General features: G+C 71.6%; 24 protein-coding genes. 11 read left to right on the plus strand and 13 right to left on the minus strand.

What is annotated here, in order from left to right; all coding sequences use genetic code 11:
* Window positions 1-273: 273 nt before the first annotated feature.
* Both ACFWFZ_RS17260 and ACFWFZ_RS17265 read right to left on the minus strand, forming a co-directional pair.
* Window positions 274-1,185, minus strand: coding sequence for an SDR family oxidoreductase (locus tag ACFWFZ_RS17260; protein ID WP_387123077.1), 912 nt, complete (start codon window positions 1,183-1,185; stop codon window positions 274-276).
* Window position 1,186: 1 nt separating this feature from the next.
* On the minus strand, window positions 1,187-1,951 hold the full coding sequence (locus ACFWFZ_RS17265; protein WP_387123079.1) for an SDR family oxidoreductase: 765 nt from the start codon (window positions 1,949-1,951) through the stop codon (window positions 1,187-1,189).
* 56 nt (window positions 1,952-2,007) lie between these two features.
* On the opposite strand from ACFWFZ_RS17265, the gene ACFWFZ_RS17270 reads away from it, so the two are divergent.
* Genes ACFWFZ_RS17270 through ACFWFZ_RS17290 form a run of 5 tightly spaced genes read left to right on the plus strand, consistent with a single transcriptional unit; the run spans window position 2,008 to window position 6,488 of the window.
* A complete protein-coding gene (locus tag ACFWFZ_RS17270; protein WP_387123081.1) occupies window positions 2,008-2,757 on the plus strand; it encodes an enoyl-CoA hydratase family protein in 750 nt (249 codons plus the stop codon).
* Window positions 2,754-3,605 (plus strand): CoA transferase subunit A, encoded by an 852-nt coding sequence (locus ACFWFZ_RS17275; RefSeq protein WP_387123083.1) that lies wholly within the window; start codon window positions 2,754-2,756, stop codon window positions 3,603-3,605. Before ACFWFZ_RS17270 ends, ACFWFZ_RS17275 begins: the two co-directional genes overlap by 4 nt.
* Window positions 3,602-4,381, plus strand: coding sequence for a CoA-transferase subunit beta (locus ACFWFZ_RS17280; protein ID WP_387123085.1), 780 nt, complete (start codon window positions 3,602-3,604; stop codon window positions 4,379-4,381). The genes ACFWFZ_RS17275 and ACFWFZ_RS17280 overlap by 4 nt, the downstream gene beginning before the upstream one ends.
* 4 nt (window positions 4,382-4,385) lie before the next feature.
* Complete coding sequence (locus ACFWFZ_RS17285) at window positions 4,386-5,522, plus strand: NAD(P)H-dependent flavin oxidoreductase (RefSeq protein ID WP_387123087.1); 1,137 nt, start codon at window positions 4,386-4,388, stop codon at window positions 5,520-5,522.
* Between the two features lie 30 nt (window positions 5,523-5,552).
* On the plus strand, window positions 5,553-6,488 hold the full coding sequence (locus ACFWFZ_RS17290; protein ID WP_387123089.1) for a tyrosine-protein phosphatase: 936 nt from the start codon (window positions 5,553-5,555) through the stop codon (window positions 6,486-6,488).
* Window positions 6,489-6,556: 68 nt separating this feature from the next.
* On the opposite strand, the gene ACFWFZ_RS17295 is transcribed toward ACFWFZ_RS17290, so the two are convergent.
* From ACFWFZ_RS17295 to ACFWFZ_RS17315, 5 genes are all read right to left on the minus strand, one after another.
* A complete protein-coding gene (locus ACFWFZ_RS17295) occupies window positions 6,557-8,236 on the minus strand; it encodes a DEAD/DEAH box helicase (protein ID WP_387123091.1) in 1,680 nt (559 codons plus the stop codon).
* Between the two features lie 101 nt (window positions 8,237-8,337).
* A complete protein-coding gene (locus tag ACFWFZ_RS17300) occupies window positions 8,338-8,541 on the minus strand; it encodes a cold-shock protein (RefSeq protein ID WP_030028954.1) in 204 nt (67 codons plus the stop codon).
* A 220-nt stretch (window positions 8,542-8,761) separates the two neighbouring features.
* Window positions 8,762-9,919 carry an acetyl-CoA C-acetyltransferase gene (locus ACFWFZ_RS17305; protein WP_387123093.1) on the minus strand — a complete coding sequence of 386 codons (1,158 nt, stop codon included), beginning with the start codon at window positions 9,917-9,919 and terminating at the stop codon, window positions 8,762-8,764.
* 26 nt (window positions 9,920-9,945) lie between these two features.
* The gene (locus ACFWFZ_RS17310; RefSeq protein WP_387123180.1) at window positions 9,946-10,563 is read right to left on the minus strand and encodes a TetR/AcrR family transcriptional regulator; all 618 of its coding nucleotides are present in this window, start codon (window positions 10,561-10,563) and stop codon (window positions 9,946-9,948) included.
* Window positions 10,564-10,638: 75 nt separating this feature from the next.
* Window positions 10,639-11,421, minus strand: coding sequence for an SDR family oxidoreductase (locus ACFWFZ_RS17315; protein ID WP_387123095.1), 783 nt, complete (start codon window positions 11,419-11,421; stop codon window positions 10,639-10,641).
* Between the two features lie 88 nt (window positions 11,422-11,509).
* On the opposite strand from ACFWFZ_RS17315, the gene ACFWFZ_RS17320 reads away from it, so the two are divergent.
* Together ACFWFZ_RS17320 and ACFWFZ_RS17325 are read left to right on the plus strand one after the other, a co-directional pair.
* Window positions 11,510-12,655, plus strand: coding sequence for an acyl-CoA dehydrogenase family protein (locus ACFWFZ_RS17320; RefSeq protein ID WP_387123097.1), 1,146 nt, complete (start codon window positions 11,510-11,512; stop codon window positions 12,653-12,655).
* A complete protein-coding gene (locus tag ACFWFZ_RS17325) occupies window positions 12,655-13,662 on the plus strand; it encodes an acyl-CoA dehydrogenase family protein (RefSeq protein ID WP_387123099.1) in 1,008 nt (335 codons plus the stop codon). The genes ACFWFZ_RS17320 and ACFWFZ_RS17325 overlap by 1 nt, the downstream gene beginning before the upstream one ends.
* Here the strand turns inward: ACFWFZ_RS17325 and ACFWFZ_RS17330 are convergent.
* On the minus strand, window positions 13,637-14,461 hold the full coding sequence (locus tag ACFWFZ_RS17330; protein WP_387123101.1) for a class I SAM-dependent methyltransferase: 825 nt from the start codon (window positions 14,459-14,461) through the stop codon (window positions 13,637-13,639). The genes ACFWFZ_RS17325 and ACFWFZ_RS17330 overlap by 26 nt on opposite strands.
* Before the next feature lie 55 nt (window positions 14,462-14,516).
* Here ACFWFZ_RS17330 and ACFWFZ_RS17335 point away from each other — a divergent pair, with 55 nt between their 5' ends.
* A complete protein-coding gene (locus tag ACFWFZ_RS17335; protein ID WP_387123103.1) occupies window positions 14,517-14,987 on the plus strand; it encodes a hypothetical protein in 471 nt (156 codons plus the stop codon).
* Between the two features lie 275 nt (window positions 14,988-15,262).
* On the opposite strand, the gene ACFWFZ_RS17340 is transcribed toward ACFWFZ_RS17335, so the two are convergent.
* Window positions 15,263-15,460, minus strand: coding sequence for a hypothetical protein (locus tag ACFWFZ_RS17340; RefSeq protein ID WP_387123105.1), 198 nt, complete (start codon window positions 15,458-15,460; stop codon window positions 15,263-15,265).
* A gap of 178 nt (window positions 15,461-15,638) precedes the next feature.
* Between ACFWFZ_RS17340 and ACFWFZ_RS17345 the strand changes: the two genes are divergently transcribed.
* Genes ACFWFZ_RS17345 through ACFWFZ_RS17355 form a run of 3 tightly spaced genes read left to right on the plus strand, consistent with a single transcriptional unit; the run spans window position 15,639 to window position 18,393 of the window.
* Complete coding sequence (locus tag ACFWFZ_RS17345) at window positions 15,639-17,042, plus strand: hypothetical protein (protein WP_387123107.1); 1,404 nt, start codon at window positions 15,639-15,641, stop codon at window positions 17,040-17,042.
* A gap of 35 nt (window positions 17,043-17,077) precedes the next feature.
* Window positions 17,078-17,806, plus strand: a complete 729-nt coding sequence (locus ACFWFZ_RS17350; RefSeq protein WP_030026626.1) for a VWA domain-containing protein — start codon at window positions 17,078-17,080, stop codon at window positions 17,804-17,806.
* A 35-nt stretch (window positions 17,807-17,841) separates the two neighbouring features.
* Window positions 17,842-18,393, plus strand: coding sequence for a pyridoxamine 5'-phosphate oxidase family protein (locus ACFWFZ_RS17355; protein ID WP_387123109.1), 552 nt, complete (start codon window positions 17,842-17,844; stop codon window positions 18,391-18,393).
* A 307-nt stretch (window positions 18,394-18,700) separates the two neighbouring features.
* Here the strand turns inward: ACFWFZ_RS17355 and ACFWFZ_RS17360 are convergent, their stop codons facing one another.
* The 4 genes from ACFWFZ_RS17360 to gltB form a co-directional block, all read right to left on the minus strand.
* Window positions 18,701-18,904: a DUF397 domain-containing protein gene (locus ACFWFZ_RS17360; RefSeq protein WP_387123111.1), complete on the minus strand. Its 204-nt coding sequence runs from the start codon at window positions 18,902-18,904 to the stop codon at window positions 18,701-18,703.
* Complete coding sequence (locus ACFWFZ_RS17365; protein WP_387123113.1) at window positions 18,889-19,725, minus strand: helix-turn-helix transcriptional regulator; 837 nt, start codon at window positions 19,723-19,725, stop codon at window positions 18,889-18,891. The genes ACFWFZ_RS17360 and ACFWFZ_RS17365 overlap by 16 nt, the downstream gene beginning before the upstream one ends.
* 211 nt (window positions 19,726-19,936) lie before the next feature.
* Complete coding sequence (locus tag ACFWFZ_RS17370) at window positions 19,937-21,397, minus strand: glutamate synthase subunit beta (protein ID WP_387123115.1); 1,461 nt, start codon at window positions 21,395-21,397, stop codon at window positions 19,937-19,939.
* Window positions 21,390-25,928, minus strand: a complete 4,539-nt coding sequence (gene gltB / locus ACFWFZ_RS17375; protein ID WP_387123182.1) for a glutamate synthase large subunit — start codon at window positions 25,926-25,928, stop codon at window positions 21,390-21,392. The genes ACFWFZ_RS17370 and gltB overlap by 8 nt, the downstream gene beginning before the upstream one ends.
* Between the last annotated feature and the right edge of the window lie 51 nt (window positions 25,929-25,979).

Below are 25,979 nucleotides of genomic sequence, written 5' to 3' on the forward strand. Positions count from 1 at the left end.
GCCTCCGGGCCGCCTCCGGGCGGCCTCCGCGCGGCGCCGCGCAATTTCGCGCACAACAGATGGCCTGACTGCGGTTCAGCGGGTGGGCCCAGCGGGTAGTCATACCTCAACGCACCGACGAAGACTCGGGCCCGACCCCTCGCCAGGGGGCCGGGCCCGCTTCCGTTTCCGGCCCCCGCAGCGCCCGCGCAGCTCAAGCGGGCCGATGCGGAGTGGGCGGACGCCGTCCCCCTCCCTTTGATCCGACAGGATCCAGTGCCGCGTCAGGCAGCGTTAGCGTGAGCCGTACGCCGGCAGCGGCGGCTCGGCCGCGGCCAGGAGTTTCACCGCCGCCTCGCCCGCCTCCGCCGGGGTCCACCTCGCGCCGCGGTCCGCCGTGGGGCCCGGCCGCCAGCCCTCCATGACGGTGATCCGGCCGCCTTCGGTCTCGAAGACCCGGCCGGTGACCCCGGCCGAGGCGTCCGCGCCGAGCCACACCACGAGTGGGGAGACGTTCTCGGGTGCCATAGCGTCGAATCCGCCGCCCTCGGGGGCGGCCATGGTGTGCGCGAAGGTCTCTTCCGTCATGCGCGTCCGCGCGGCCGGGGCGATGGCGTTGACCTGGACTCCGTACCGGCCCATCTCGGCCGCCGCGACCAGGGTCAGGCCGAGGATGCCCGCCTTGGCCGCGCTGTAGTTGCCCTGGCCGACGGAGCCCAGCAGGCCCGCCCCGGAAGAGGTGTTGACGACCCGGGCTGCCACCGGGCGGCCGGCCTTCGCCTCCGCCCGCCACCACGCGGCCGCCGACCGCAGCGGCAGGAAGTGCCCCTTCAGGTGGACCCGCACGACCGCGTCCCAGTCGTCCTCGTCCAGGTTCACCAGCATCCGGTCCCGGAGGAACCCCGCGTTGTTGACCAGCGTGTCGAGGCGGCCGAAGGCGTCGACGGCGGCCCGCACCAGGCAGTCCGCGCCCTGCGCGGTCGCGATGTCCCCGCCGTGCGCGACCGCCTCGCCGCCCAGCTCCTCGATCTCCCGGACCACCTGCGCCGCCGGGCTCTGCGGCCCGGGCAGCCCGTCCAGTCCCACGCCGAGGTCGTTGACGACGACCTTCGCCCCTTCGGCGGCGAAGCCCAGCGCGTGGGCCCGGCCCAGCCCCCGCCCCGCGCCCGTCACGATCACGACCCGGCCCTCGCACAGTCCCGCCATCTCAGCTCTCCTTGTTGACAGTTGCCGCATCCAGGAAGGCCGGGCGCTCGCCGCCGCCGTGCACCAGCAGGCTCGCCCCGCTCACGTACCGCGCCCGGTCGGAGGCGAGGAAGACAGCCGCGTCGCCCACGTCGGCCGGTTCGGCGAGCCGGCCCAGCGGGACCGTCGCGCCGACCGCCTCGATGCCGGCCTCGTCGCCGTAGTGCAGGTGCGCGAGTTCGGTCCGCACCATGCCGAGGACCAGCGAGTTCACCCGTACCTCGGGTGCCCATTCGACGGCCATGGACCGGGCCAGGCTCTCCAGGCCCGCCTTGGCCGCCCCGTACGCCGCCGTCCCCGGTGAGGGGCGGGTTCCGCTGACGCTGCCGATCATCACCACCGAACCGCGGGTGCGCTTCAGCCAGGGGTGGGCCGCCAGGGAGGCGGTCATCGGGGCGACGAGGTTGAGCTCGACGACCCGCGCGTGGCGTTCGGCGCCGCCTTCGCCCAGGAGGCGGTACGGGGTCCCGCCGGCGTTGTTGACGAGGCAGTCGAGCCGCCCGTACCGCCCGGCGACCGCGTCGAAGAAGTCCCCTACGGCGGCGGTGTCGCGCAGGTCGAGCGCGGTGAAGGACGCCTCGCGGCCGCCCGCCGCCACCGGCCGGTCGGGGGGCCGCCGTGCGCAGACGACGACCTCCGCGCCGGCCTCCAGGAACGACCGGGCGATCCCGGCGCCGACGCCCCTGGTTCCGCCGGTGACGACGACAACCCTCCCGTCGAGCTCCATCGGCTGCTACCTTCCTCACCTAACAAATGTTTGGTGGAAAGGTAGCTGATCCTCTCATGGGTGTCTCCACCTTCAGCCCCGACAAGGGCGTCGCACTGGTCACGGTCGACTTCCCGCCCGTCAACGCGCTGCCCGTGCAGGGCTGGTACGACCTGGCCGACGCCCTGCGGACCGCGGGGCGGGACCCCGAGGTCCGGTGCGTGGTCCTCGCCGCCGAGGGCCGCGGCTTCAACGCGGGCGTCGACATCAAGGAGATGCAGCGCGACACCGGCCACGCGGCCCTCGTCGGCGCCAACCGGGGCTGCTACGAGGCGTTCGCCGCCGTCTACGACTGCGAGGTGCCCGTCGTCGCGGCCGTGAACGGGTTCTGCCTGGGCGGCGGCATCGGCCTGGTCGGCAACGCCGACGCGATCGTCGCCTCCGACGACGCCGTCTTCGGCCTGCCCGAACTCGACCGGGGCGCCCTGGGCGCCGCCACCCACCTGGCCCGACTGGTCCCCCAGCACCTGATGCGCGCCCTCTACTACACCTCGCGCACCGCGACCGCCGCCGAACTGCACGCCCACGGCTCGGTCTGGAGGGTGGTCCCGCGCGAGGCGCTGCGCGGCGCCGCCCTGGAGCTGGCCGCCGAGATCGCGACGAAGGACGGCTGCCTGATCCGGCTGGCGAAGGCGGCCATCAACGGGATCGACCCCGTGGACGTGCGCCGCAGCTACCGCTTCGAACAGGGCTTCACCTTCGAGGCCAACCTCAGCGGGGTGGCCGACCGGGTCCGCGACACCTTCGGGAAGGAAGAGCGCGCATGAGCGACAAGACCATGACCGTCGAAGAGGTGGTCGGGCAGCTGCGCAGCGGGATGACCCTCGGGATCGGCGGCTGGGGGTCCCGGCGCAAGCCCATGGCCCTGGTCAGAGCGCTGCTCCGGTCCGAGATCACCGATCTCACCGTGATCTCCTACGGCGGCCCCGACGTCGGTCTGCTGGCGGCCGCGGGCCGGATCCGCCGGCTCGTCGCCCCCTTCGCCACCCTCGACTCCATCGCGCTGGAGCCGCATTTCCGGGCCGGCCGCGAACGGGCCGCCTTCGCGCTCACCGAGTACGACGAGGCCATGTTCATGTGGGGCCTGCACGCCGCCGCCAACCGGCTGCCCTTCCTCCCGGTCCGCGCCGGCCTCGGCTCCGACGTGATGCGGGTCAACCCGGAACTGCGCACGGTCACCTCGCCCTACGGCGACGGCGAGGAGCTCGTCGCCGTCCCCGCCCTGCGCATGGACGCCGCCCTGGTCCACCTCAACCGCGCCGACCGCCTCGGCAACGCCCAGTACCTGGGCCCGGACCCGTACTTCGACGACCTGTTCTGCGAGGCCGCCGACGCCGCCTACGTCTCCTGCGAACAGCTCGTCGAGACCGCCGAGCTCACCAAGGCCGGCCCCCCGCAGTCCCTCCTGGTCAGCCGGCACTCCGTCACCGGGGTGGTGGAGACGCCGAACGGCGCGCACTTCACCTCCTGCGTCCCCGACCACGACCGCGACGAGGCCTTCCAGGAGCTGTACGCGAGCACCCCCTGGCCCGAGTTCTCGGCACGCTTCCTGTCCGGGGCGAGCGAGCACGACTACCAGTCGGCCGTCCGGACCTGGCACGAGGAGCAGCAGTGACCACGACCCCCGCCACCTCGGACACCACTGCCGCCTCCGCCACCTCAGGCACCTCAGCCACCCGTGCCGAGTACTGCGTGATCGCGTGCGCCGAGGCCTGGCGCGGCGACGGCGAGGTGCTCGCCAGCCCGATGGGCCTGATCCCCTCCTTCGGGGCCCGGCTCGCGAAGCGGACCTTCTCCCCCGACCTGCTGCTGACGGACGGCGAGGCCATGCTCGTCGGGCTCGACGGCACGCCCGAGGGATGGCTCCCCTACCGGCGCCACCTGACCATGGTCACCGGCGGCAGGCGGCACGTGATGATGGGCGCGAGCCAGATCGACCGGTTCGGCAACCAGAACATCTCCTGCATCGGCGACTGGGAGCGGCCGGCCCGCCAGCTGCTCGGCGTACGCGGGGCGCCCGTCAACACCCTCAACCATCCGGTCAGTTACTGGATCCCGAGGCATTCGGCGCGGGTCTTCGTCGAGCGCGTCGACATGGTCAGCGGCGTCGGCTACGACCGCGCCGCCGAGGCGGGGGCGACCCGTTTCCACCGGCTGCCCCGGGTGGTCAGCGATCTGGGCGTCTTCGACTTCGCCGGCCCCGGCAACTCCATGCGGCTGGCCTCCCTGCACCCCGGCACCACCGTCGAGGAGGTCCGGGCGGCGACCGGCTTCGAGCTGGCGCTGCCCGAGGAGGTCCCGTACACGCGGGAGCCGACCGAGGGGGAACTGCGGCTGATCCGCGAGGTGATCGACCCGAAGGGGCTGCGCGACCGGGAAGTGCGGGGCTGATCCGGTGGAGACGGCGTTCACGAGACTGGTCGGGGTCGAGCACCCCGTCGTGCAGACGGGCATGGGCTGGGTCGCCGGTCCGCGCCTGGTGTCGGCCGTGGCGCGCGCCGGCGCCCTGGGCATCCTGGCCTCCGCGACGATGACCACGGACCAGCTGCGCGCGGCGGTCCACGAGGTGAGGTCCCGTGTCCCGGAGGGGACCCCCTTCGGGGTCAACCTGCGTGCGGACGCCGGGGACGCGCCCGAGCGCGTCCGGCTGATCATCGACGAGGGGGTCCGGGTCGCGTCCTTCGCGCTCGCGCCCTCGCGGGAGCTGATCGGCCGGCTGAAGGACGCGGGCGTGGTCGTCATCCCGTCGATCGGGGCGCGGCGGCATGCCGAGAAGGTCGCCGCCTGGGGCGCCGACGCGGTGATCGTGCAGGGCGGCGAGGGCGGCGGGCACACCGGTGAGGTGGCCACCACGGTGCTGCTGCCGCAGGTCGTGGACGCGGTGGACATCCCGGTCGTCGCGGCCGGCGGGTTCAGTGACGGCCGCGGCCTGGTCGCGGCCCTGGCGTACGGGGCGGCGGGCATCGCCATGGGCACCCGGTTCCTGCTGACCTCGGACTCGACCGTGCCGGACGCGGTGAAGACCGAGTACCTGAAGGCGACGGTCCGGGACGTCACCGTCACCACGGCCGTCGACGGTCTCCCGCACCGCATGCTCCGTACGGAGCTGGTCGACTCCCTGGAGCGCGCCGGGCGGGCCCGGGCGCTGGGCCGGGCGGTCCGGCACGCGGCGGGCTTGCGGAAGCTGTCCGGTCTGGGCTGGGCGCAGATGGTCCGCGACGGCCTGGCGATGAAGCACGGCAAGGACCTGTCCTGGAGCCAGGTCCTGCTCGCCGCGAACACTCCGATGCTCCTCAAGGCGTCCATGGTCGAGGGCCGTACGGACCTCGGCGTCATGGCATCGGGCCAGGTCGCGGGGGTGATCGACGATCTCCCGTCCTGTGCGGAGCTCGTCTCCCGCGTCATGGCCGAGGCCCACTGTGTGCTGGACCGTCTGCACGCACCGCACGGACCGACGGGACCGCACGGACAGCTCGGACCGACGGGACCGCACGGACCGCACTCGCTCGACGCCCTGCCACCACCAGGGTGATCCCCCTTCTCCGTCACAGGAGTCGCCCCCATGAGCCGTGTCCGAATCCGCAGAGGGGCCGCGGCGGCCGTCGCCGCCCTCGCCCTCGCCCTCGCCACCCTGCCGACCGCCGCGCACGCGGCGGCGGCACCCGGAGCCGGGGCCGGCGCCCGGCACCACCACCAGCAAGCCGAAACGATCCGCCAGATCGTCCTGCAGGGCGCCGTCAACGTCCGCGACCTCGGCGGCTACCGCACCTGGACCGGCGGCCAGGTCCGCCAGGGGCTCGTCTACCGCTCCGACGCACTGAGCAAGCTGACCGACACCGACGTCAGCACCGTCTCCGGTCTCGGCCTCACGAAGGTCGTCGACTTCCGCATCCCGATGGAGGTCCAGTACGACGGCGCCGACCGGCTGCCCGCCGGACTCTCCCCCACCGCACGCCCGGTCAGCGACCTCGGCCTCTACGGGACCCTCGTCGCGGCGATCGGCAGCGGGGACCCCGTCACGCAGGAGCAGATGCTCGGCGGCGGCCGCGCCGAGGCGTACATGCGCGACATCTACCGCACCTTCGTGACCAGCCCCGGGAACCGGGCGCAGTTCGCGGCGACGCTGCGGGAGCTCGCGGACGGCCGGCAGGGCCCGGTCCTGTACCACTGCACGTCCGGCAAGGACCGGACGGGCTGGATGAGTTACGTGCTGCTGCGCGCCCTCGCCGTCCCCGAGGACACCGCCGAGCGCGACTACCTTGCGTCGAACACCTTCCGCGCCGTCTACGACGCCAAGGTCCGGGCGGGCCTGAAGCAGTCGGGGCGGATGCAGAACCCGGACCTGCTGATCCCGCTCCAGGAGGTCCGCCAGGACTACCTGGCTTCGGCGACGGCGCAGCTAGAGGCCGACTACGGCGGCTTCTACGGCTACCTGACCCAGGGCCTCGGCCTGGACCTGCGAACGCTGGCGCAACTCCAGACCAGGCTGGTCCGCTAGCGGAAACGGCGAAGCCGGGCGGCGCGTGGTGCGCTGCCCGGCTTCGCCGTGCGTAGGGGGGTGGCGGTTCAGACCGCGCGGCGGCGGGCCTGGCCGCCCGTGCCGACCCGGCTGCGGGCCGAGGCCGCCGCGGCGCCGCCGGAGCCGCCCGCGCCGCGTCGGCTGCGCTCGCCGGATCCGGTGGCCGAGCCGCCCTGGCCGCCGCGACGGGCCTGGCCCGAGCCAGAGCCCGCCGGGGCCTGCCCGGAGCCTGCGCCGGAACGGCGGGTTCGGCCGCCGGCCGCCGGGGCGCCCCCGGCGGCGGAGCCGCCGCGCCCGCCGCCCGAACCCGAGCGACGGCGCGAGCCGGAGCCCGAACCGGAGCCGGACCCGCTGCGCGCCTTCGGCGCGGGCTGCTGCGGAACGTCCAGCACCACCGGGATGCCCGAGGGCTCCTTGGCGCCGGTCAGCCGGGCCAGCTCCTCGTCGGAGGACTTGATCTGCGCGGTGCGCGGGGAGATCCCGGCGTCCGACATCAGCCGGGTCATGTCCCGCTTCTGGTCGGGCAGGACCAGCGTGACCACGCTGCCGGACTCGCCGGCCCGGGCGGTACGGCCGCCGCGGTGCAGGTAGTCCTTGTGGTCGGTGGGCGGGTCCACGTTGACGACGAGGTCGAGGTCGTCGATGTGGATGCCGCGCGCCGCGACGTTCGTCGCGATCAGCGCGGTGACCTCGCCCGTCTTGAACCAGTCCAGGGTGCGGTTGCGCTGCGGCTGCGAGCGGCCGCCGTGCAGGCCGGAGGCGCGGACGCCGTCGGCGAGGAGCTTCTTGACCATGCGGTCCACACCGCGCTTGGTGTCCACGAACATGATCACCCGGCCGTCGCGAGCGGCTATACGCGTCGCCACGGCCTTCTTGTCGGTCTCGTCCATGACGTACAGGACGTGGTGCTCCATGGTGGTGACGGCGCCGGCCGACGGGTCGACGGAGTGGCCGACCGGGTCGGTCAGGAACATCTTGACGAGCTTGTCGATGTTCTTGTCGAGGGTCGCCGAGAAGAGCATGGTCTGGCCCCCGGGCTCGACCTGCTTGAGCAGCGCGGTGACCTGCGGCATGAAGCCCATGTCGGTCATCTGGTCGGCCTCGTCGAGGACGGTGATCGACACCTGCGAGAGGTCCGCGTCACCGCGGTCGATGAGGTCCTTCAGACGGCCGGGGGTGGCGACGAGCACCTCGGCGCCGCGGCGCAGGGCGCCCGACTGCCGGTTGATCGACATGCCGCCGACGACGGTGGCGATGCGCAGGTTCACGGCCGTGGCGTACGGGGCCAGGGAGTCGGTCACCTGCTGCGCGAGCTCGCGGGTCGGTACGAGGACCATCGCGAGCGGCGCCTTCGGCTGCGCCCGGCGGCCGGCGGTACGGGCCAGCAGCGCCAGGCCGAAGGCCAGCGTCTTGCCGGAGCCGGTGCGGCCGCGGCCGAGGAGGTCACGGCCGGCGAGCGAGTTCGGCAGGGTCGCGGCCTGGATGGGGAACGGCTCGGTGACACCCTGGGCGGCGAGGGTCTTCAGCAGCGCCTCGGGCATGTCCATGTCCTCGAACGCGGCGACGGCCGGCAACGCCGGGACGGCCGGCTCGGGCATGGTGAATTCCTGGGGCCGGGGGGCGGGGGCGGACTTCTGCCGTCCCGCACCAGCCTTCGGACGCCCCTGGGCCGCTCCTCGTCCCCGGGCGGGGCGGCGGCTGGGTCGTGCGGAGCTGGAGCTGGTCATGCGAGAAAGCCCTCCTGAAACCGGCAGGTAAAACAAAAGTCGAGACAGCAGACAAGCCGGGGCCCGCACCTCTCGGTGCGGACCCCGGCATGCTGAAGGAATTAGGCGGGGATGATGTTCTCCGCCTGGGGGCCCTTCTGGCCCTGCGTCACGTCGAAGGACACGCGCTGGCCCTCGGTGAGCTCACGGAAGCCCTGGGTGGCGATGTTCGAGTAGTGGGCGAAGACGTCCGGACCGCCACCGTCCTGCTCGATGAAGCCGAAGCCCTTTTCCGAGTTGAACCACTTCACGGTGCCAAGTGCCATTTTAAATCTCCTGAATAGGCGGCAAGGGCCCCATCCGGAGACTCCGGCAAAACAATAAAAGCGCCTGAGGAACATTCCCGTCAGGCGCACATAAAGTTCATGGGTACCACAACTGCAACGACCCCTAAGCTAGCACACCTCCGGCGGGAAGCGTGGACGCGAGGGTGTGACCTGCGTCCTCCACCCGGCCGAGTGACCCCTCCGCGGTCTGGCGGCGGGGCTACAGCCGTTCGATGATCGTCACGTTGGCCTGGCCGCCGCCCTCGCACATCGTCTGGAGGCCGAAGCGGCCGCCGGTGCGTTCCAGCTCGTGCAGGAGCGTGGTCATCAGCTTGACCCCGGTCGCGCCCAGCGGGTGGCCGAGGGCGATGGCCCCGCCGTTGACGTTGACGCGATCCGGGTCGGCGCCGGTCTCCTTCAGCCAGGCCAGGACCACCGGGGCGAACGCCTCGTTGATCTCGACCAGGTCGATGTCGGCCAGCGTCATGCCGGTCTTCTTCAGCGCGTACGCCGTCGCCGGGATGGGCGCGGACAGCATGCGGATGGGGTCCTCGCCCCGTACCGACAGGTGGTGGATGCGGGCCCGCGGCCGCAGGCCGTGTTCGCGGACGGCGTGCTCGGAGGCGATCAGCAGGGCCGCAGCGCCGTCGGAGACCTGGGAGGAGACCGCGGCGGTGATCGTGCCGCCTTCGACGACCGGTTTCAGCGTCGCCATCTTCTCCAGGGTGGTGTCCCGGCGCGGCCCCTCGTCCACGGCCATGTCCCCGTAGGCCGCGCTCTCGCGGGCGAAGCGGCCCTCGTCGATCGCGCGTACCGCCCTCTGGTGGGAGCGGAGCGCGAACTCCTCCATGTCGCGGCGCGAGATCCCCCACTTCCGTGCGATCAGCTCGGCCCCGTGGAACTGGTTGACCGGGGCGTCGCCGTACCGGGCGCGCCAGCCGGCGGATCCCGCGTAGGGGCCCTCGGTGAGGCCGAGCGGCTGCGCCGCCTGCCGTGAGGCGAAGGCGATCGGGATCATCGACATGTTCTGGGTGCCGCCGGCGACCACGAGGTCCTGGGTGCCGGAGAGCACGCCCTGCGCGGCGAAGTGCACGGCCTGCTGGGAGGAGCCGCACTGGCGGTCGACGGTGACCCCGGGGACCTCCTCGGGCAGGCCCGCGGCGAGCCAGGCCGTGCGTGCGATGTCCCCGGCCTGGGGGCCGACCGTGTCGAGGCAGCCGAAGACCACGTCCTCCACGGCCGCCGGGTCCACCCCGGACCGTTCGACCAGTGCCCTGAGGACGTGCGCGCCGAGGTCGGCCGGGTGGACGGTGGACAGGCCGCCTCCGCGCCGCCCCACGGGGGTGCGTACGGCGTCGACTATGTAGGCCTCGGGCATCGGGACTCCTCAGACGGTCGGATCTGTCAGGTGGGTCGCAGGGCGATCCCGTCCAGGACCATCGACAGGTACTGGCGGGCGATCTCGTCGGGGCTGTGCTGTCCGCCCGGCCGGTACCAGGAGGCCGCCACCCACACCGTGTCGCGCACGAAGCGGTAGGTGAGGCGGATGTCGAGGTCGGCCCGGAAGGCCTTGGCGGCGACTCCCCGTTCCAGCGTCCCCAGCCAGGCCTTCTCGAACTTCTGCTGCGAGTCGGACAGGTAGTGGAAGCGGGGCTGGGCGGAGAGGGTGCGGGATTCCTTCTGGTAGATCGCGACGGCGGCGCGGTGCCGGTCGATCTCGCGGAAGGACTCCGTGACGAGGGCCTCGATGGTCTCCCTCGGGCCGAGTCCGGCGGCGAGGACGGCGTCGTACCCCTCCCACAGCTCGGTGAGGAAGGCGGAGAGGATCTCGTCGAGCATCGATTCCTTGGAATCGAAGTGGTAGTAGAGGCTGCCGGCGAGCATCCCGGCGGCGTCGGCGATCTTGCGGACGGTGGTGGCGTTGTAGCCCTGCGCGGCGAAGACTTCGGCGGCGGTGTCGAGGAGTTCACGGCGCCGCTCGGGCGAGGGCGTCACCTGCGGCTTCTTCTTCGCTGTCGGCATGGCTCCCGGCGTGACGGTCGGCTGGGCTTCGCGCTGGGCTTCCGGCTTGTTCGTTGGCACGCGTCCATTGTCGGGCTACGGGTGCTGGCTGCTGACGGACACCGTCTCGCCCGTCATGTAGGACGAATAGCCGCTGGCCAGGAAGACGATGACGTTGGCGATCTCCCACGGCTCGGCGTGCCGGCCGAAGGCCTCGCGGGCGGTGAGGTCGGCCAGGAGCTCCTCGCTGGTGACCTTCACCAGGTGGGGGTGCATGGCCAGGCTCGGCGCGACCGCGTTGACGCGTACGCCGAACTCGGCGGCCTCCAGGGCCGCGCAGCGGGTGAGCGCCATGACCCCGGCCTTGGCGGCGGCGTAGTGGGCCTGGCCGGTCTGGGCGCGCCAGCCGACGACGGAGGCGTTGTTGACGACGACTCCGCCCGCCCCGGACGCCCTGAAGGAGCGCAGTGCGGTGCGAGTGCAGCGGAAGGTGCCGTTCAGGGTGACGTCGAGGACGCGGGTCCACTGCTGGTCGGTCATGTCGACGAGGGCGGCGGTGCCGCCGAGTCCGGCGTTGTTGACGACGATGTCGAGGCTGCCGTGGGTCTGTTCGGCGAGCGCGAAGAGGGCCCGTACCTGGTCCTCGTCGGTGACGTCGCAGGGCAGGGAGGTGACGCGGCCGGCCCCGAACTCGGCCGTGAGCGCGTCCTCGGTCTCCTTCAGCCGGCGGGTGTGGGCGTCGCCGATGACGATGCGGGCGCCCTCCTCCAGGAAGCGGCGGGCGGTGGCCCCGCCGATCCCGGCGCCCGCGGCGGCGGTGATGACGGCGGTGCGGTCCTGCAGCAGGTGGTGGCCGGCGGTGTACCGGGGCTCGTTCATGCGAACTCCTCGACGCTGCTCATGACCGTACGTTAACCTACCAAACACTTGTTAGGGAAGTGACGGCGTTCGAGGAGGCGGGCACCCGATGGACCTGACCCAGACGGCGGAGGTGGAGGCCTTCCGGGCCGCCGCACGCGCCTGGCTGGCCGACCACGTACCCGCCTGCCCCCTGCCCTCGCTGGAGACGCGGGAGGGCTTCGCCGCGCACCGGGAGTGGGAGGCGCGGCTGCACGCGGACCGCTGGTCGGTGGTGTCGTGGCCCGAGGAGTACGGCGGCCGGGGCGTCGACATCGTGAAGTGGCTGGTCTTCGAGGAGGAGTACTGGGCGGCCGGCGCGCCCGGCCGGGTCTCGCAGAACGGCATCAGCCTCCTCGCGCCGACGCTCTTCGACCACGCGACGCCCGAGCAGCGGGCGCGCGTGCTGCCGCCGATGGCGAGCGGCGAGGTGGTCTGGGCGCAGGCCTGGTCGGAGCCGGAGTCGGGCTCCGACCTGGCGTCGCTGACGTCGCGCGCGGTCCGGACGGAGGGCGGCTGGCTGCTGTCCGGGCAGAAGACCTGGTCCTCGCGGGCGGCCTTCGCGGACCGGGCCTTCGGCATCTTCCGCACCGACCCGGACGCCCCGAAACCGCACCAGGGGCTGACGTACCTGATGTTCGACCTGCGGGCGCCGGGGGTCGTGGTGCGGCCCGTCGGCCGCCTCGACGGCAAGCCCGCCTTCGCGGAACTCTTCCTCGACGAGGTCTTCGTACCGGACGAGGACGTGATCGGGGAGCCGGGAAAGGGCTGGCGGATCGCGATGTCGACCACCGGCAACGAGCGCGGCCTGACCCTGCGCTCCCCCGGCCGGTTCCTGGCGGCGGCGGACCGGCTGACCGCGCTGTGGCGGGAGCAGGGCGATCCGGCCGACACGGCACTGCGCGACCGGGTGGCCGACGCGGTGGTCGGGGCGCGCGCCTACGAGCTGTTCACCTGGGCCGGCGCCTCCCGCTTCGCCGCGGGTGGGACCATCGGCGCGGAGTCCAGCCTGAACAAGGTGTTCTGGTCGGAGTACGACATCGCCCTGCACGAGACGGCGCTGGACCTGCTGGGCGCGGACGCCGAGCTCGCGGACGGGGAGTGGGCCGAGCCGTGGATCTTCTCGCTGGCCGGGCCGATCTACGCGGGCACGAACGAGATCCAGCGCGACATCATCGCCGAGCGGCTGCTCGGCCTGCCGAAGGGCCGCCGCTGATGCGTTTCCTGCCGACCGACGAGCAGTCGGACTTCGCCCGTACGCTGCGCTCCCTGCTGGGCTCGGCGCAGGTCCCGGCGGCCGTACGGGCCTGGGCGGACGGGGAGTACGGGCCCGGGCTGGCGCTGCGGTCCCGGCTCGCGGGGACGGGGCTGTTCGCGCTGGCCGCGCCGGAGGCGTACGAGGGGGCGGGCCTGCTCCCGCTGGAGCTGTCGCTGGGGTTCGTGGAGCTGGGCCGGGCCGGGGTGCCGGGGCCGGTGGTGGAGAGCGCGGCCGTGTCGGTGCTGCTGTCGCAGCTGGGGGACGAGTCGCTCGCCAAGCGGTTCCTGCCGGGCCTGGTCGCGGGCGAGGCCTGGGCCACGCTGACGCTGCCGGGCGAGAGCGGCGGGGGTCCGTACGCCCTGGACGCGGACGCGGCGACGTACTGCTTCACCGTGTCGGGGGCGGCCGAGCTGTGGCCGGCCGCTGCGGGCGGGACCCTGCGGTCGACGGACCCGGCCCGGCGGCTGTCCCGCCCCGCTCCGGCCGGGGGCGAGCCGCTCGCGGCGGGACCGGCGGTGGCGCAGGCGGCGCGGGCGGCCGGGCTCTGGGCGCGGCTGCTGACGGCGGCCCAGTGCCTGGGCGTCGCCGAGGCCCTGCTGGAGCGGACGGTGGGGTACGTGAAGCAGCGCACGCAGTTCGGAGTGCCGATCGGCTCCTTCCAGGCGGTCAAGCACCGGCTGGCGGACACCCTCGTGGCGCTGGAGTTCGCCCGGCCGCTGGTGTGGGCGGCGGCGCTGTCACTGGCCCCGGGCGACGTGGCGGCGGCGAAGCTGCGCTGCGGCGAGGCGGCGTACCGCGCGGCCCTGACGGCGCTCCAGCTCCACGGTGCGGTCGGCTACACCGAGGAGCTGGACCTGTCGCTGTGGCTGCGCAAGGCACGCCCGCTGCGGGACGCGTGGGGCACCCCGTCGGAATGCCGGGCGGAGGTCCTGCGGTCGCTCACACCCGGGCGACGTGGAGGCTGACCACGTAGCTCTCCTCGACCGTCCCGTCGGGGAAGTGCGGGGCCAGCAGCTCCCGTTCCGCGGCGACGTACGCGCGGGTGCCGACCTCGCCCAGCATCAGGAAGGCGGAGTGGCTGGCGAGGTTGGCGAGGTGCGCGTCCAGCGGAACGCGCCGGGACCAGCGCACGGAGCGTGTGGCGAAACCGCCGAGCCCGCGGGGCAGCGTACGAAAGCCACTGCCCTGCGTCTCCGGCTCCTCCGGCTCCTCCGGCTCCTGCCACTTCTCCCGCTTCTCCCGCTTCTCCTGCTTCGACGGCTTCCCCTCCTGCGCCGGCTCCCCCTTCGCCCCGAAGAACGCCGCCAGGCGGGCCTCCTGTTCGGCGATCCAGGGGACGGTGGTGTCGGAGTCGTTCCACCAGATGGCGAGCGCACCGCCGGGGCGCAGCACCCGGCGGGCCTCGGGGACGGAGTGGGCCGGGTCGGTCCAGTGCCAGGCCTGGGCGTAGGTGAGGAGGTCGAACGCGCCGGTGGCCAGTGGGAGCCGGTCTCCGTCACCGCGCACGACCGGGATCCCGGCGTGCGCCCGGCGCAGCTGCGCGGCCATGCCGTCCCCGGGCTCCACGGCGACGACCTCGGCGCCGCGCTCGTGCAGCAGGGCCGTGGCCATGCCGGTACCCGCCCCCACGTCGGCCACGCGCGCCCCGACGAGCGGGCGCCCCGCGAGCTCCTCGACGGCGTCGAACAGGGCCGGCGGGTAGCCGGGCCGGTGGGCGGCGTAGGAAGCGGCTGCGGCATCGAAGGAACGGGCGCGTGTCGTCATGCGTCCATTGTTTTCGATCACACGTACCAGGCAATCAAGATCGAGGTATCAGGACATGCGCAGGACCATCACCGCCATGACACTGTGCGCCGCGGCGGCACTGCTGCTCACCGGCTGCGGGAGTGCGGAGCCCGAGCCCGCCCCGGAGGGCGGGAAGCAGCAGCCGCAGCCCGCGGCCTCGCAGAACCAGGGCCAGAACCCCTCGTCGGCTCCGGCCGCCGGCGGCGGCGCGAAGCACGAGGTGACCCTGGAGGTCGGCGGCACGGGCAAGACGGCCGTCATGTACAGCGGCATCGGCAGCGGCTTCGAGCAGCAGACCCTGCCGTGGTCGAAGTCGGGCACCGCCGAACTCACCGCCGCGGAGCAGAAGGTGGGCTACCTGGTCAGCGTGGTCCCCGGCACGATCACGGGCTCCGACGGCAAGCTCCAGCAGGCCCCCTGCACCATCAAGGTGGACGGCAAGGTGGTCGCGGAGAGCGACGGCGTCACGAACACCAAGGGCTGCTCCTACAAGATCAAGCACTAGGGTCTGTATCGAGTTGCCCCGTGGAGCAAGGAGCGGTGTTCGGTGCGTGCCCTCGGCGTGCGGGACGGATGTCCTCGTAGCGGAGCTACTAGGGCATTTGGCTCGTGCGCCGAGGGTGCGTGCCGGGCGTCGCGACGCCGCGGGGCAACTCGATACAGACCCTAGGGCCTGTATCGAGTTGCCCTGCCGTCAGATCCTGAAGCGGCGCAGGGAGACAGATCCGGACCAGGAGGCGTCGGCTGACAGGCAGCCGTCAGCGGCGAGCGCGACCCGGGTCAGTCGATCGGCTTGCCGTCGTAGCTTCCGTCGACGCAGATCCACGAGCCCCTGGTGGACTCGTATTCCACGGTCCCGCCGCCGTCCACGCACGTCTGCCCGTCGATGGCGGGCGCGACGGCTTGCACAGCAGGGGCCATGGCGCCAAGAGCGGCCAATGCAACGGCGGCGGCGAGCCCGATGAGTCGTGTACGCATCAGAACCTCCAGAAAGGACGAGCGACACGGTCGTCACCAGCCTCGCCCCGCAGCGCGTCCAGGCGCGCACCCTGTTACTCCATTCGGGTGACGACTTCGCCCCCTCCATTGCACGGGAGGCGCTCCTGGGACACGTGCTCCAGCGGCGTGCACCCGAGTGCGAGCGCAGGCTGACGCCATGGACATCAAGCCCGCTGTGACCGTAGAGCCACCGGATGACGACGGCCTGCGGAAAGTCGTGATCGACGGCAAGAGCAAGGGCAGAGTGTGGAGCCACCGCGAACTGATGAAGGTCCTGCGTCGCGCCGGCGTGGCGTCTGAGCCCGAAATCGATTGGCGCGGTGGCAGCAGCACCACGTGGCCGGCCCACACCTGGGGGCGACGCATCACCGGCGCCGTCATGGCGCTCGGCTTCCTGGCGGCTGCATGCCTGTGCACCTGGATAGGGGTGAAGGACTCCTTTGACGCCCTGACGTTCGCGGGCCGGGTGACAGGAGTCCTCTTCCTGTTCATGGCCGTCGTGGAATTGGTCGCCTTCGCGGCCGGATTCGACTATTGGCACAAGCGGAAGATGACGTACTCGGGTCCGGCCCTTCTGTTCGGAGCGCTGGTCGAATTCTTCGTCGGCTCGGTGCTGCTCTTGATGTTCGTCGCAAACAACGGCAGGCCGTCCTACATGCCGTGCCTGCTGCTGTGGATAGGCCTCGTGGTCTGCGCTTCGTGGTCTCTGTGGATACTGTGGCGCCTGCAGGTGTGGAAGGCGCTCCGCAATCCTGGCCGCATCGCGATCGGAGCGGTGGTCTCCACCGTCCTCGTCATCACCAACTTGGCCTACACGCAGATCTACCTCCCCTCCATGTCCCGTCCGCTGGTGCAGGGTACGGCTGAAATCGGAACGCCGAGCCTGAACAAGGCAGGGACGAAGATGTACCTGCGTATCCGTCTGCACCTCAAGAACTCCGGCGAGGTCCCGGTCCACATCGTCGGCAGCATCTACTGGATCCACGTCAGGGTCGCGAGCGATCCGAAAGACAAGTACAAACTGCTCAAACCCGGTGAGCTGGTCAAGCCGCCGGGGCGGGAATTGAGTCCGGGGGAGGAAATTTCGGAGGATGTGGTCGCCGAGATCAAGAACCCTGAAAGCGTCAGCTACGAAGCGGTCGCGGCCCACGTGGAGGCGTACGCGTTCAGGCAGGACAGAATGAGGATGGATTCCGATTACGAGAGGTCCGGCAAGTGGCGGGGGAAGCTCAGGGAGGAGGGAAAGGACGACGACCCGCCGAGTCCCGTGCAGGACGGCAAGGAGTACTTCAGATATCAGTCCAACATCTCCCAGAGCAGCGAGCTCTTGAATCTGACGCGCGGTCGGGAGCGTGTGACGGTCTGGTGGCTGTACCGTCGCCGGCCGGTCGTCTACGTCGATGTCGCGAGTCCGGGCGACAAGAAGGTCTTCAACTTCAAGGACCCCGAGGAGCAGAGGAAGGCCGTCGACCGATACGGTCTGGCCTTCGTGCGTGGCTCGTTGATCCAGACGCCGTACTCGGAGCTCCTCAGGGATGCCCAGGCCCAGCGCCCGAACTGACCACGGCCCCGAGGCCGGCCCCGTACCCTCGCCCCATGACGAGCAGCGCCATCAGCCTCCGCAAGGTCGAGGAGTCGGCTCCGGCCCTCGTGAACCTCTACAAGAGCGCCGGGATATCACTGCGCAAGTACGGCCTGGAGGGCGGACGCGCGGCGGTCTACCTGGTCCTGGACTACTCCGGGTCGATGCGCCCGTACTACCAGGACGGCAGCGTGCAGGCCCTCGCCGACCGAGTGCTCGGCCTGTCCGCGCATCTGGACGACGACGCCCGCGTGCCGGTGGTCTTCTTCTCCACCGAGGTCGACGCGGTGGAGGAGATCTCCCTGCCCGGGCACGAGGGCCGGGTCACCGAGATCGCCTCCCGCCTGGGCCACATGGGCAAGACCGCCTACCACGCGGCGATGGACGCGGTCATCGACCACTACCTCGACTCGGGCTCGACGGCCCCCGCCCTCGTCGTCTTCCAGACCGACGGCGGCCCGATCAACAAGCTCGCCGCCGAGAAGTACCTGTGCAAGGCGGCCCGGCTGCCGATCTTCTGGCAGTTCGTGGGCTTCGGCAACACCCGCAGCACGCAGTTCGACTTCCTGCGCCGGCTGGACGAGCTGCCGGTCCCGGCGAAACGGCCCGTGGACAACGCGGGCTACTTCCACGCGGGCCTCGACCCGCGCGCCGTACCCGACGGCGAACTGTACGACCGCCTCGTCGGGGAGTTCCCCGCCTGGCTGGCGGCGGCACGTGGTGCGGGCATCGTGCGCGCCTGACCCCGGCCCGCCGGTGCCCGCGCTTTGATGGACGTATGACGCACACCAGTTGGGCAGTCTTCGAGAAGGCGGAACCTGAGTTCGCGGCGGCCGTCCAGGGCCGTTTCGCGCAGTACCCCCACCACGTCCTGGCCACCCTCCGCAAGGACGGCTCTCCCCGGGTGGCCGGGCTGAACGTCGACATCCGGGGCGGGGAGCTGTGGCTCGGCATGATGGCCGGCTCGATGAAGGCCAAGGACCTCCAGCGCGACCCTCGCTTCGCCCTGCACACCAATCCGGGCGAGGGCGAGACGATGCCGGACGGGGACGTACGGATCTCCGGGTGCGCGGTGGAACTCGTGGACCCGCCCGAACTCCACCGGTACGCGGAGGAGACGGAGACCCCGCACCCCTTCCATCTCTTCTACGCCGACCTGACGGAGGTCGTCCACTTCGGCGTCGAGGGCGACGACCTGGTGGTGCGGGCCTGGCTCCCGGGACACGGCCTGCGCACCCAGCGCCGGGGCAACGACGACGAACCGCCGCGCGAGGACTCGGCTCCGGAGGACGAGCCGGGCGGCGGCGGGGTCACCGCCTCGGGCGCGTAGGTTCGAAGCAGCGGCCATGCCCTCGCCCAGGCCTGCGGGCAGAGGGCAGGGAGCACGCATCGAGGTGCACTTCGATCACTGCCAAGGAGTACGGACCGGCCCAGGATGCCTGCGCGGGCCTGCTCGCACGGCGGGGCGGCAAGGCGGTGGGCACGCTCCCCCTCGGCACTGGCCTCCTCGGCGGGTTCACCGCATGGGTGACCGCCTCGACCCCGACCACCCGCTGGGGCGCCACGGTCACCCAGCCCGAGTAGCCACCCAGCCGGAGCAATCCCGGCGCCGCGTCGCCCGCGGTTGCGGCATGAAGTCAGGCCTGAGCCTTCACGCCCTGGATGAACGAAAACCATGCAGCGGCCGGAAAGGTCAGGACCGGTCCGGTGCCGGACTGCTTGGTGTCGCGGACCGGGACCACGGCGGGGAGGAGGTCGCAGGCCACCTCGACGCAGTCTCCGCCCTCTCCGTTGCTGTAGGTGGACTTGCGCCAGGACAGGCCGTTCATGTCTGCGCGCATGTCGCGTACTCCTCCGCCACCGACTCGATCAGGGTCAGGGACACCTCCGGCGACAGCGCAGCGGCCCTGGCAAGATCGTATGACCTCCAGTAGCGCTGAACCAGAGCCGGATAGTCGAGCAGTTGCCCCGCGTGGGGGCCCTCCGTATAGGCCACGTCGGGCGCATCCGGGAACTGGATGATGCGCACCATCGAATTCAGGGCCCCATGGGCACCGGCCGAGAACGGCACCACCTGCGCGGTGATCCGATGAGTCCGGACGTACGACGCGATGTGCCGCAACTGGGCGGCCATCACAGCAGGCCCTCCGACCGTCGTCCGCAGCACCGACTCGTGCAGGACGACCCACATCTCGGGGGTCTCCGGATCGACGAGGAGCCGTGCGCGTTCAATACGTGCCGCGACCAGTGCCTCAACGCGCTCGGCCAGGGCGGTCGGGCTGGCCGCCCGGATCACCGCCCGGGCATAGTCCTCCGTCTGGAGCAGCCCGGGAACCAGCATGCAGGCGTACTCGTAGGTGGCCGTCGCAAGGCCTTCCAACTCGGCCACGGCGGCAAAGTACTCGATGTGCTTGGACTTGAAGGCCTTGGCCAGACGGAAGAAGTAGTCCCCCGTGTTCAGCTCCCGGTCGATGAGCTTGGCGATCTCCGGGCGCAGCCGACGCCGCCCGCTCTCCATCATCCCGACGTACGCCCCCGTGGCGAAGATCCGCTCGCCCAGCCCCTCCTGGGTCAACCCCGCCGCCTCGCGCTTCCCCCGCAGTTCCTCACGGGCGAACTCCTCCGGCGTCTGCGCCCCACCCTCGTCATTCGGCTTGGCCATGAGCCAACTCCCCCGCTTCCGCAGTGCCCTCGCTCCGCGACAAGCGTAGGCCCGGCCGCACCGGCGGTTCAGCGGAACGCATTGATACGACTACTCAACGCCACAGCGCCCGCCACCCCTGGTCGGGGACGTGGCGGGCGCTGTGCCGGGTGTTCCGTACGCCGTTGTACGGACCGCATGAGGGGGCTCCCCGGAGGGAGGGACGACGGTGCTACACCGTCAGCGAGCGGTCCGTCGGCTTGACCGGGTACGGGAGGGTGCTGCTGCCGGTCAGGAAGCGGTCCACGCCGCGGGCGGCCGAGCGGCCCTCCGCGATGGCCCAGACGATGAGCGACTGGCCGCGGCCCGCGTCGCCGGCGACGAAGACGCCGTCGACGTTGGTCGCGTAAGAGGCGTCGCGGTCGATGTTGCCGCGGGCGTCCAGCTGCACGCCGAACTGCTGGACCAGGCCGTTCGCCTGGTCGGTGCCCGTGAAGCCCATCGCCAGGGTCACCAGCTGCGCGGGGAGGACGCGCTCGGTGCCGGGCCTCTGGACGAGCTTGCCGTCGACGAACTCGACCTCGACCAGGTGCAGGGCCTTGACGTTGCCGTCCTCGTCGCCCTCGAAGTGGGTGGTGGAGACGGAGTAGACCCGCTCGCCGCCCTCCTCGTGGGCCGAGGTGACCTTGTAGAGCATCGGGAACGTCGGCCACGGCTGGTTGGCGTTCCGCTCCTCGCCCGGCTTCGGCATGATCTCCAGCTGCGTGACCGAGGCCGCGCCCTGGCGGTGGGCGGTGCCCACGCAGTCCGCGCCGGTGTCGCCGCCGCCGATGACGACCACGTGCTTGCCCTCGGCGGTGATGGGGGGCGCCATGAAGTCGCCTTCCTGCACCTTGTTCGCGAGCGGCAGGTACTCCATGGCGAAGTGGATGCCGTTCAGCTCGCGGCCCGGGACCGGCAGGTCGCGCGAGACGGTGGCGCCGGCCGCGACGACCACCGCGTCGAACCGCTTGCGCAGGTCGGTGGCCGTGATGTCACGGCCGACCTCGACACCGGTGCGGAACTTGGTGCCCTCCGCGCGCATCTGCTCGATGCGGCGGTTGATGTGCACCTTCTCCATCTTGAACTCGGGGATGCCGTAGCGGAGCAGGCCGCCGATGCGGTCCGCGCGCTCGTACACGACCACGGTGTGGCCGGCCCGGGTCAGCTGCTGGGCGGCGGCCAGGCCGGCCGGGCCCGAGCCGATCACGGCGACGGTCTTTCCGGACAGGCGCTCCGGGGCCTGCGGGGTGACGTCCCCGTTGTCCCACGCCTTGTCGATGATCGAGACCTCGACGTTCTTGATGGTGACGGCCGGCTGGTTGATGCCGAGCACGCACGCCGACTCGCACGGGGCCGGGCACAGGCGGCCCGTGAACTCCGGGAAGTTGTTCGTCGCGTGCAGCCGCTCCGACGCCGCCGCCCAGTCGTCACGGTAGGCGTAGTCGTTCCACTCGGGGATCAGGTTCCCGAGCGGGCAGCCGTTGTGGCAGAACGGGATGCCGCAGTCCATGCAGCGGCCGGCCTGCTTGCTGATGATCGGCAGCAGCGAGCCCGGGACGTAGACCTCGTTCCAGTCCTTCAGCCGGTCGGCGACGGGACGGGAGCAGGCGGTCTCGCGCGTGGTGGTGAGGAAGCCCTTCGGGTCAGCCATTGGTCGCCGCCTCCATCATCTTCTCCGTGGTCTCGGATTCCGAGAGTCCGGCGAGCTCAGCGGCGTCCTTGGCGGCGAGCACTGCCTTGTACGTGGTCGGGATGATCTTGCTGAAGCGGTCCACCGCGGCGGACCAGTCAGCCAGGAGCTTCGCGGCCACGGTCGAGCCGGTCTCCTCCTCGTGGCGGCGCACCACATCGTGCAGCCACTGCTTGTCCGCGTCGGACAGGGCCTCGACGGCGCCCGCGTTGCCGACGTTGACGTTGTGCGGGTCGAGGTCGATGACGTACGCGACGCCGCCCGACATGCCGGCCGCGAAGTTGCGGCCCGTCTCGCCCAGGACGACCGCCGTGCCGCCGGTCATGTACTCGCAGCCGTGGTCGCCCACGCCCTCCGAGACGACCAGGGCGCCGGAGTTGCGGACGCAGAAGCGCTCGCCGGTGCGGCCGCGCAGGAACATCTCGCCGCCGGTGGCTCCGTAGCCGATGGTGTTGCCGGCGATGGTGGAGTACTCGGCGAGGTGGTCGGCGGCGCGGTCCGGGCGGACCACGATGCGGCCGCCGGAGAGGCCCTTGCCGACGTAGTCGTTGGCGTCGCCCTCCAGGCGGAGGGTGACTCCCTTGGGGACGAAGGCGCCGAAGGACTGGCCGGCGCTGCCGGTGAACGTCAGGTCGATGGTGTTGTCGGGCAGGCCCGCACCGCCGAACCTCTTGGTGACGTGGTGGCCGAGCATCGTGCCGACGGTCCGGTTGATGTTCCGGATGGCGACCTGGGCGCGGACCGGCTGGGCGGCCTCGGCGGACTCGGCGTTCAGCGCGTCGGCCGCGAGCTCGATGAGCTCGTTGTCGAGGGCCTTCTCCAGACCGTGGTCCTGCTCGATCAGGGCGTGGCGGACCGCGCCCTCGGGCAGCTCGGGCACGTAGAAGAGCGGCTCCAGGTCGAGACCCTGCGCCTTCCAGTGCGTGACGGCCTTGGTGGTGTCGAGGAGCTCGGCGTGGCCGACGGCCTCTTCGATCGTACGGAAGCCCAGCTCGGCGAGGAGCTCGCGCACCTCCTCCGCGATGAACTCGAAGAAGTTCACGACGAACTCGGGCTTGCCGGAGAAGCGGTCCCGCAGGACCGGGTTCTGCGTGGCGATGCCGACCGGGCAGGTGTCCAGGTGGCAGACGCGCATCATGACGCAGCCGGAGACGACGAGCGGCGCGGTCGCGAAACCGAACTCCTCGGCGCCGAGCAGCGCGGCGATGACCACGTCGCGGCCGGTCTTGAGCTGGCCGTCGGTCTGGACGACGATGCGGTCGCGCAGGCCGTTGAGCAGCAGGGTCTGCTGGGTCTCGGCGAGGCCGAGCTCCCAGGGGCCGCCCGCGTGCTTGAGCGAGGTGAGCGGGGAGGCACCCGTACCGCCGTCGTGCCCGGAGATCAGGACGACGTCCGCGTGGGCCTTGGAGACACCCGCGGCGACCGTGCCGACGCCGACCTCGGAGACCAGCTTCACGTGGATGCGGGCGACCGGGTTGGCGTTCTTGAGGTCGTGGATCAGCTGGGCCAGGTCCTCGATGGAGTAGATGTCGTGGTGCGGCGGCGGGGAGATGAGGCCGACGCCCGGGGTGGAGTGCCGGGTCTTGGCGACCCACGGGTAGACCTTGTGGCCGGGCAGCTGGCCGCCCTCGCCGGGCTTGGCGCCCTGCGCCATCTTGATCTGGATGTCGTCCGCGTTGACCAGGTACTCGCTCGTCACACCGAAGCGGCCGGAGGCGACCTGCTTGATGGAGGAGCGGCGCGCCGGGTCGTACAGGCGGTCCGGGTCCTCGCCGCCCTCACCGGTGTTGGACTTGGCGCCCAGCTGGTTCATGGCGATGGCGAGGGTCTCGTGCGCCTCCTTGGAGATGGAGCCGTACGACATGGCGCCGGTGGAGAAGCGCTTGACGATCTCGGAGACCGGCTCGACCTCGTCGATCGAGATCGACGCGCGGTCGGACTTGAAGCCGAACAGGCCGCGGAGCGTCATCAGGCGCTCGGACTGCTCGTTCACGCGGTCCGTGTACTGCCGGAAGATGTCGTACCGGCGGTTGCGGGTGGCGTGCTGGAGGCGGAAGACGGTCTCCGGGTCGAACAGGTGCGGCTCGCCCTCGCGGCGCCACTGGTACTCGCCGCCGATCTCCAGCGCGCGGTGCGTGGCGGCGACGCCGGAGGCCGGGTACGCCTTGGCGTGGCGGGCGGCCACCTCCTTGGCGATGGCGTCCAGGCCGGCGCCGCCGATCTTGGTGGCGGTGCCGTTGAAGTAGGTCTCGACGAACTCGGCGTTCAGGCCGACGGCCTCGAAGACCTGGGCGCCGCGGTAGGAGGCGACGGTGGAGATGCCCATCTTGGACATGACCTTCAGGACGCCCTTGCCGAGCGCGTAGATCAGGTTCTTGATGGCCTGCTCCGGCTCCAGGCCGGACAGGAAGGTACCGGCGCGCAGCAGGTCCTCGACGGACTCCATGGCCAGGTACGGGTTGACCGCGGCGGCGCCGTAGCCGATGAGCAGGGCGACGTGGTGGACCTCGCGGACGTCGCCGGCCTCGACCAGCAGGCCCACCTGGGTGCGCTGCTTGGTGGCGATGAGGTGGTGGTGCACGGCGGCGGTGAGCAGCAGCGACGGGATCGGCGCGTGCTCGGCGTCGGAGTGGCGGTCCGAGAGGACGATCAGGCGGGCGCCGCTCGCGATGGCCGCGTCGGCCTCGGCGCGGATCTCCTCGATCCGGGCGGCGAGCGCCTCGCCGCCGCCGGAGACCCGGTAGAGGCCGGAGAGCGTGGCGGCCTTCATGCCGGGCATGTCGCCGTCGGCGTTGATGTGGATGAGCTTGGCCAGCTCGTCGTTGTCGATCACCGGGAAGGGCAGGGTGACGCTGCGGCAGGATGCCGCGGTCGGCTCCAGCAGGTTGGACTGCGGGCCGATCGAGGACAGCAGCGAGGTGACGAGCTCCTCGCGGATGGCGTCCAGTGGCGGGTTGGTGACCTGCGCGAACAGCTGGGTGAAGTAGTCGAAGAGCAGCCGGGGCCGCTCGGACAGGGCCGCGATCGGGGAGTCCGTGCCCATGGAGCCGAGGGGCTCGCCGGCGGTACGGGCCATCGGCGCGAGGATGACGCGCAGCTCTTCCTCGGTGTAGCCGAAGGTCTGCTGGCGGCGGGTGACCGAGGCGTGCGTGTGCACGATGTGCTCGCGCTCGGGCAGGTCCGTCAGCTCGATCTCGCCGGTCTCCAGCCATTCGGCGTAGGGGGCGGCGGAGGCGAGCTCGTTCTTGATCTCGTCGTCCTCGACGATCCGCTTCTGGGCGGTGTCGACGAGGAACATCTTGCCGGGCTGGAGGCGGCCCTTGCGGACGACCTTGGCCGGGTCGATGTCGAGGACGCCGACCTCGGAGCCGAGGACGACGAGGCCGTCGTCGGTGACCCAGTAGCGGCCGGGGCGCAGGCCGTTGCGGTCGAGGACCGCGCCGACCTGGGTGCCGTCGGTGAAGGTGACGCAGGCGGGGCCGTCCCAGGGCTCCATCAGCGTGGAGTGGTACTGGTAGAAGGCGCGGCGGGCCGGGTCCATGGAGGTGTGGTTCTCCCACGCCTCCGGGATCATCATCAGCACGCTGTGCGGCAGCGACCGGCCGCCGAGGTGGAGCAGCTCCAGGACCTCGTCGAAGGAGGCCGAGTCGGAGGCGTCCGGGGTGCAGATGGGGAAGATGCGGTCGAGCGCGCCCTCGCCGAAGACGGTGGACGCGAGCTGGGACTCGCGGGCCTTCATCCAGTTGCGGTTGCCCTTGACCGTGTTGATCTCGCCGTTGTGCGCGACGAAGCGGTACGGGTGGGCGAGCGGCCACGAGGGGAAGGTGTTCGTGGAGAACCGGGAGTGGACCAGGGCGAGCGCCGAGGCGAAGCGGCGGTCGGACAGGTCCGGGAAGAAGGGCTCCAGCTGGCCGGTGGTCAGCATGCCCTTGTAGACGATGGTGCGGGCGGAGAGCGACGGGAAGTACACGCCGGCCTCGCGCTCGGCGCGCTTGCGCAGCACGAACGCCTTGCGGTCCAGCTCGATGCCGGTCGTGCCGTTGGCCACGAAGAGCTGGCGGAAGGCGGGCATGGTGGCGCGGGCGCCGTTGCCGAGCAGGTCGGGGGTGACCGGGACCTCGCGCCAGCCGAGGACCGTGAGGTTCTCCTCGGCGGCGATGGCCTCGATCCGCTCCGCGGCGACGGCCTGTGCGGTGCCGTCGGCGGGGAGGAAGGCGATGCCGACGGCGTAGGCGCCGGCCTCGGGGAGCTCGAATCCGGCGACCTCGCGCAGGAAGGCGTCCGGCACCTGGGACAGGATTCCCGCGCCGTCGCCGGAGTCCGGCTCGGAGCCGGTGGCGCCACGGTGCTCGAGGTTCCGCAGGACGGTCAGGGCCTGCTCAACGAGGGTGTGGGTGGCCTCGCCGGTGAGGTTCGCCACGAATCCGACGCCGCAGGCGTCCTTCTCGTTGCGCGGGTCGTACATGCCCTGCTGGGCGGGGCGACCGTCCATGGGCGACCAGGCGGTGTTCAGGCCGGTCGCGGAGTGCGTGGATGCGGAACG

The organism is Streptomyces sp. NPDC060232 (genome assembly GCF_042726555.1).
Lineage (GTDB): Bacteria > Actinomycetota > Actinomycetes > Streptomycetales > Streptomycetaceae > Streptomyces.

Bases quoted from the DNA above. Each gene is read 5' to 3' on its own strand.
- ACFWFZ_RS17260 (WP_387123077.1), bottom strand. From the start codon at position 1,185: ATGGCGGGACTGTGCGAGGGCCGGGTCGTGATCGTGACGGGCGCGGGG.
- ACFWFZ_RS17265 (WP_387123079.1), bottom strand. From the start codon at position 1,951: ATGGAGCTCGACGGGAGGGTTGTCGTCGTCACCGGCGGAACCAGGGGC.
- ACFWFZ_RS17270 (WP_387123081.1), top strand. From the start codon at position 2,008: ATGGGTGTCTCCACCTTCAGCCCCGACAAGGGCGTCGCACTGGTCACG.
- ACFWFZ_RS17275 (WP_387123083.1), top strand. From the start codon at position 2,754: ATGAGCGACAAGACCATGACCGTCGAAGAGGTGGTCGGGCAGCTGCGC.
- ACFWFZ_RS17290 (WP_387123089.1), top strand. From the start codon at position 5,553: ATGAGCCGTGTCCGAATCCGCAGAGGGGCCGCGGCGGCCGTCGCCGCC.
- ACFWFZ_RS17295 (WP_387123091.1), bottom strand. From the start codon at position 8,236: ATGACCAGCTCCAGCTCCGCACGACCCAGCCGCCGCCCCGCCCGGGGA.
- ACFWFZ_RS17300 (WP_030028954.1), bottom strand. From the start codon at position 8,541: ATGGCACTTGGCACCGTGAAGTGGTTCAACTCGGAAAAGGGCTTCGGC.
- ACFWFZ_RS17305 (WP_387123093.1), bottom strand. From the start codon at position 9,919: ATGCCCGAGGCCTACATAGTCGACGCCGTACGCACCCCCGTGGGGCGG.
- ACFWFZ_RS17310 (WP_387123180.1), bottom strand. From the start codon at position 10,563: ATGCCGACAGCGAAGAAGAAGCCGCAGGTGACGCCCTCGCCCGAGCGG.
- ACFWFZ_RS17315 (WP_387123095.1), bottom strand. From the start codon at position 11,421: ATGAACGAGCCCCGGTACACCGCCGGCCACCACCTGCTGCAGGACCGC.
- ACFWFZ_RS17320 (WP_387123097.1), top strand. From the start codon at position 11,510: ATGGACCTGACCCAGACGGCGGAGGTGGAGGCCTTCCGGGCCGCCGCA.
- ACFWFZ_RS17325 (WP_387123099.1), top strand. From the start codon at position 12,655: ATGCGTTTCCTGCCGACCGACGAGCAGTCGGACTTCGCCCGTACGCTG.
- ACFWFZ_RS17330 (WP_387123101.1), bottom strand. From the start codon at position 14,461: ATGACGACACGCGCCCGTTCCTTCGATGCCGCAGCCGCTTCCTACGCC.
- ACFWFZ_RS17335 (WP_387123103.1), top strand. From the start codon at position 14,517: ATGCGCAGGACCATCACCGCCATGACACTGTGCGCCGCGGCGGCACTG.
- ACFWFZ_RS17340 (WP_387123105.1), bottom strand. From the start codon at position 15,460: ATGCGTACACGACTCATCGGGCTCGCCGCCGCCGTTGCATTGGCCGCT.
- ACFWFZ_RS17345 (WP_387123107.1), top strand. From the start codon at position 15,639: ATGGACATCAAGCCCGCTGTGACCGTAGAGCCACCGGATGACGACGGC.
- ACFWFZ_RS17350 (WP_030026626.1), top strand. From the start codon at position 17,078: ATGACGAGCAGCGCCATCAGCCTCCGCAAGGTCGAGGAGTCGGCTCCG.
- ACFWFZ_RS17355 (WP_387123109.1), top strand. From the start codon at position 17,842: ATGACGCACACCAGTTGGGCAGTCTTCGAGAAGGCGGAACCTGAGTTC.
- ACFWFZ_RS17360 (WP_387123111.1), bottom strand. From the start codon at position 18,904: ATGCGCGCAGACATGAACGGCCTGTCCTGGCGCAAGTCCACCTACAGC.
- ACFWFZ_RS17365 (WP_387123113.1), bottom strand. From the start codon at position 19,725: ATGGCCAAGCCGAATGACGAGGGTGGGGCGCAGACGCCGGAGGAGTTC.
- ACFWFZ_RS17370 (WP_387123115.1), bottom strand. From the start codon at position 21,397: ATGGCTGACCCGAAGGGCTTCCTCACCACCACGCGCGAGACCGCCTGC.
- gltB (WP_387123182.1), bottom strand. From the start codon at position 25,928: ATGGACGGTCGCCCCGCCCAGCAGGGCATGTACGACCCGCGCAACGAG.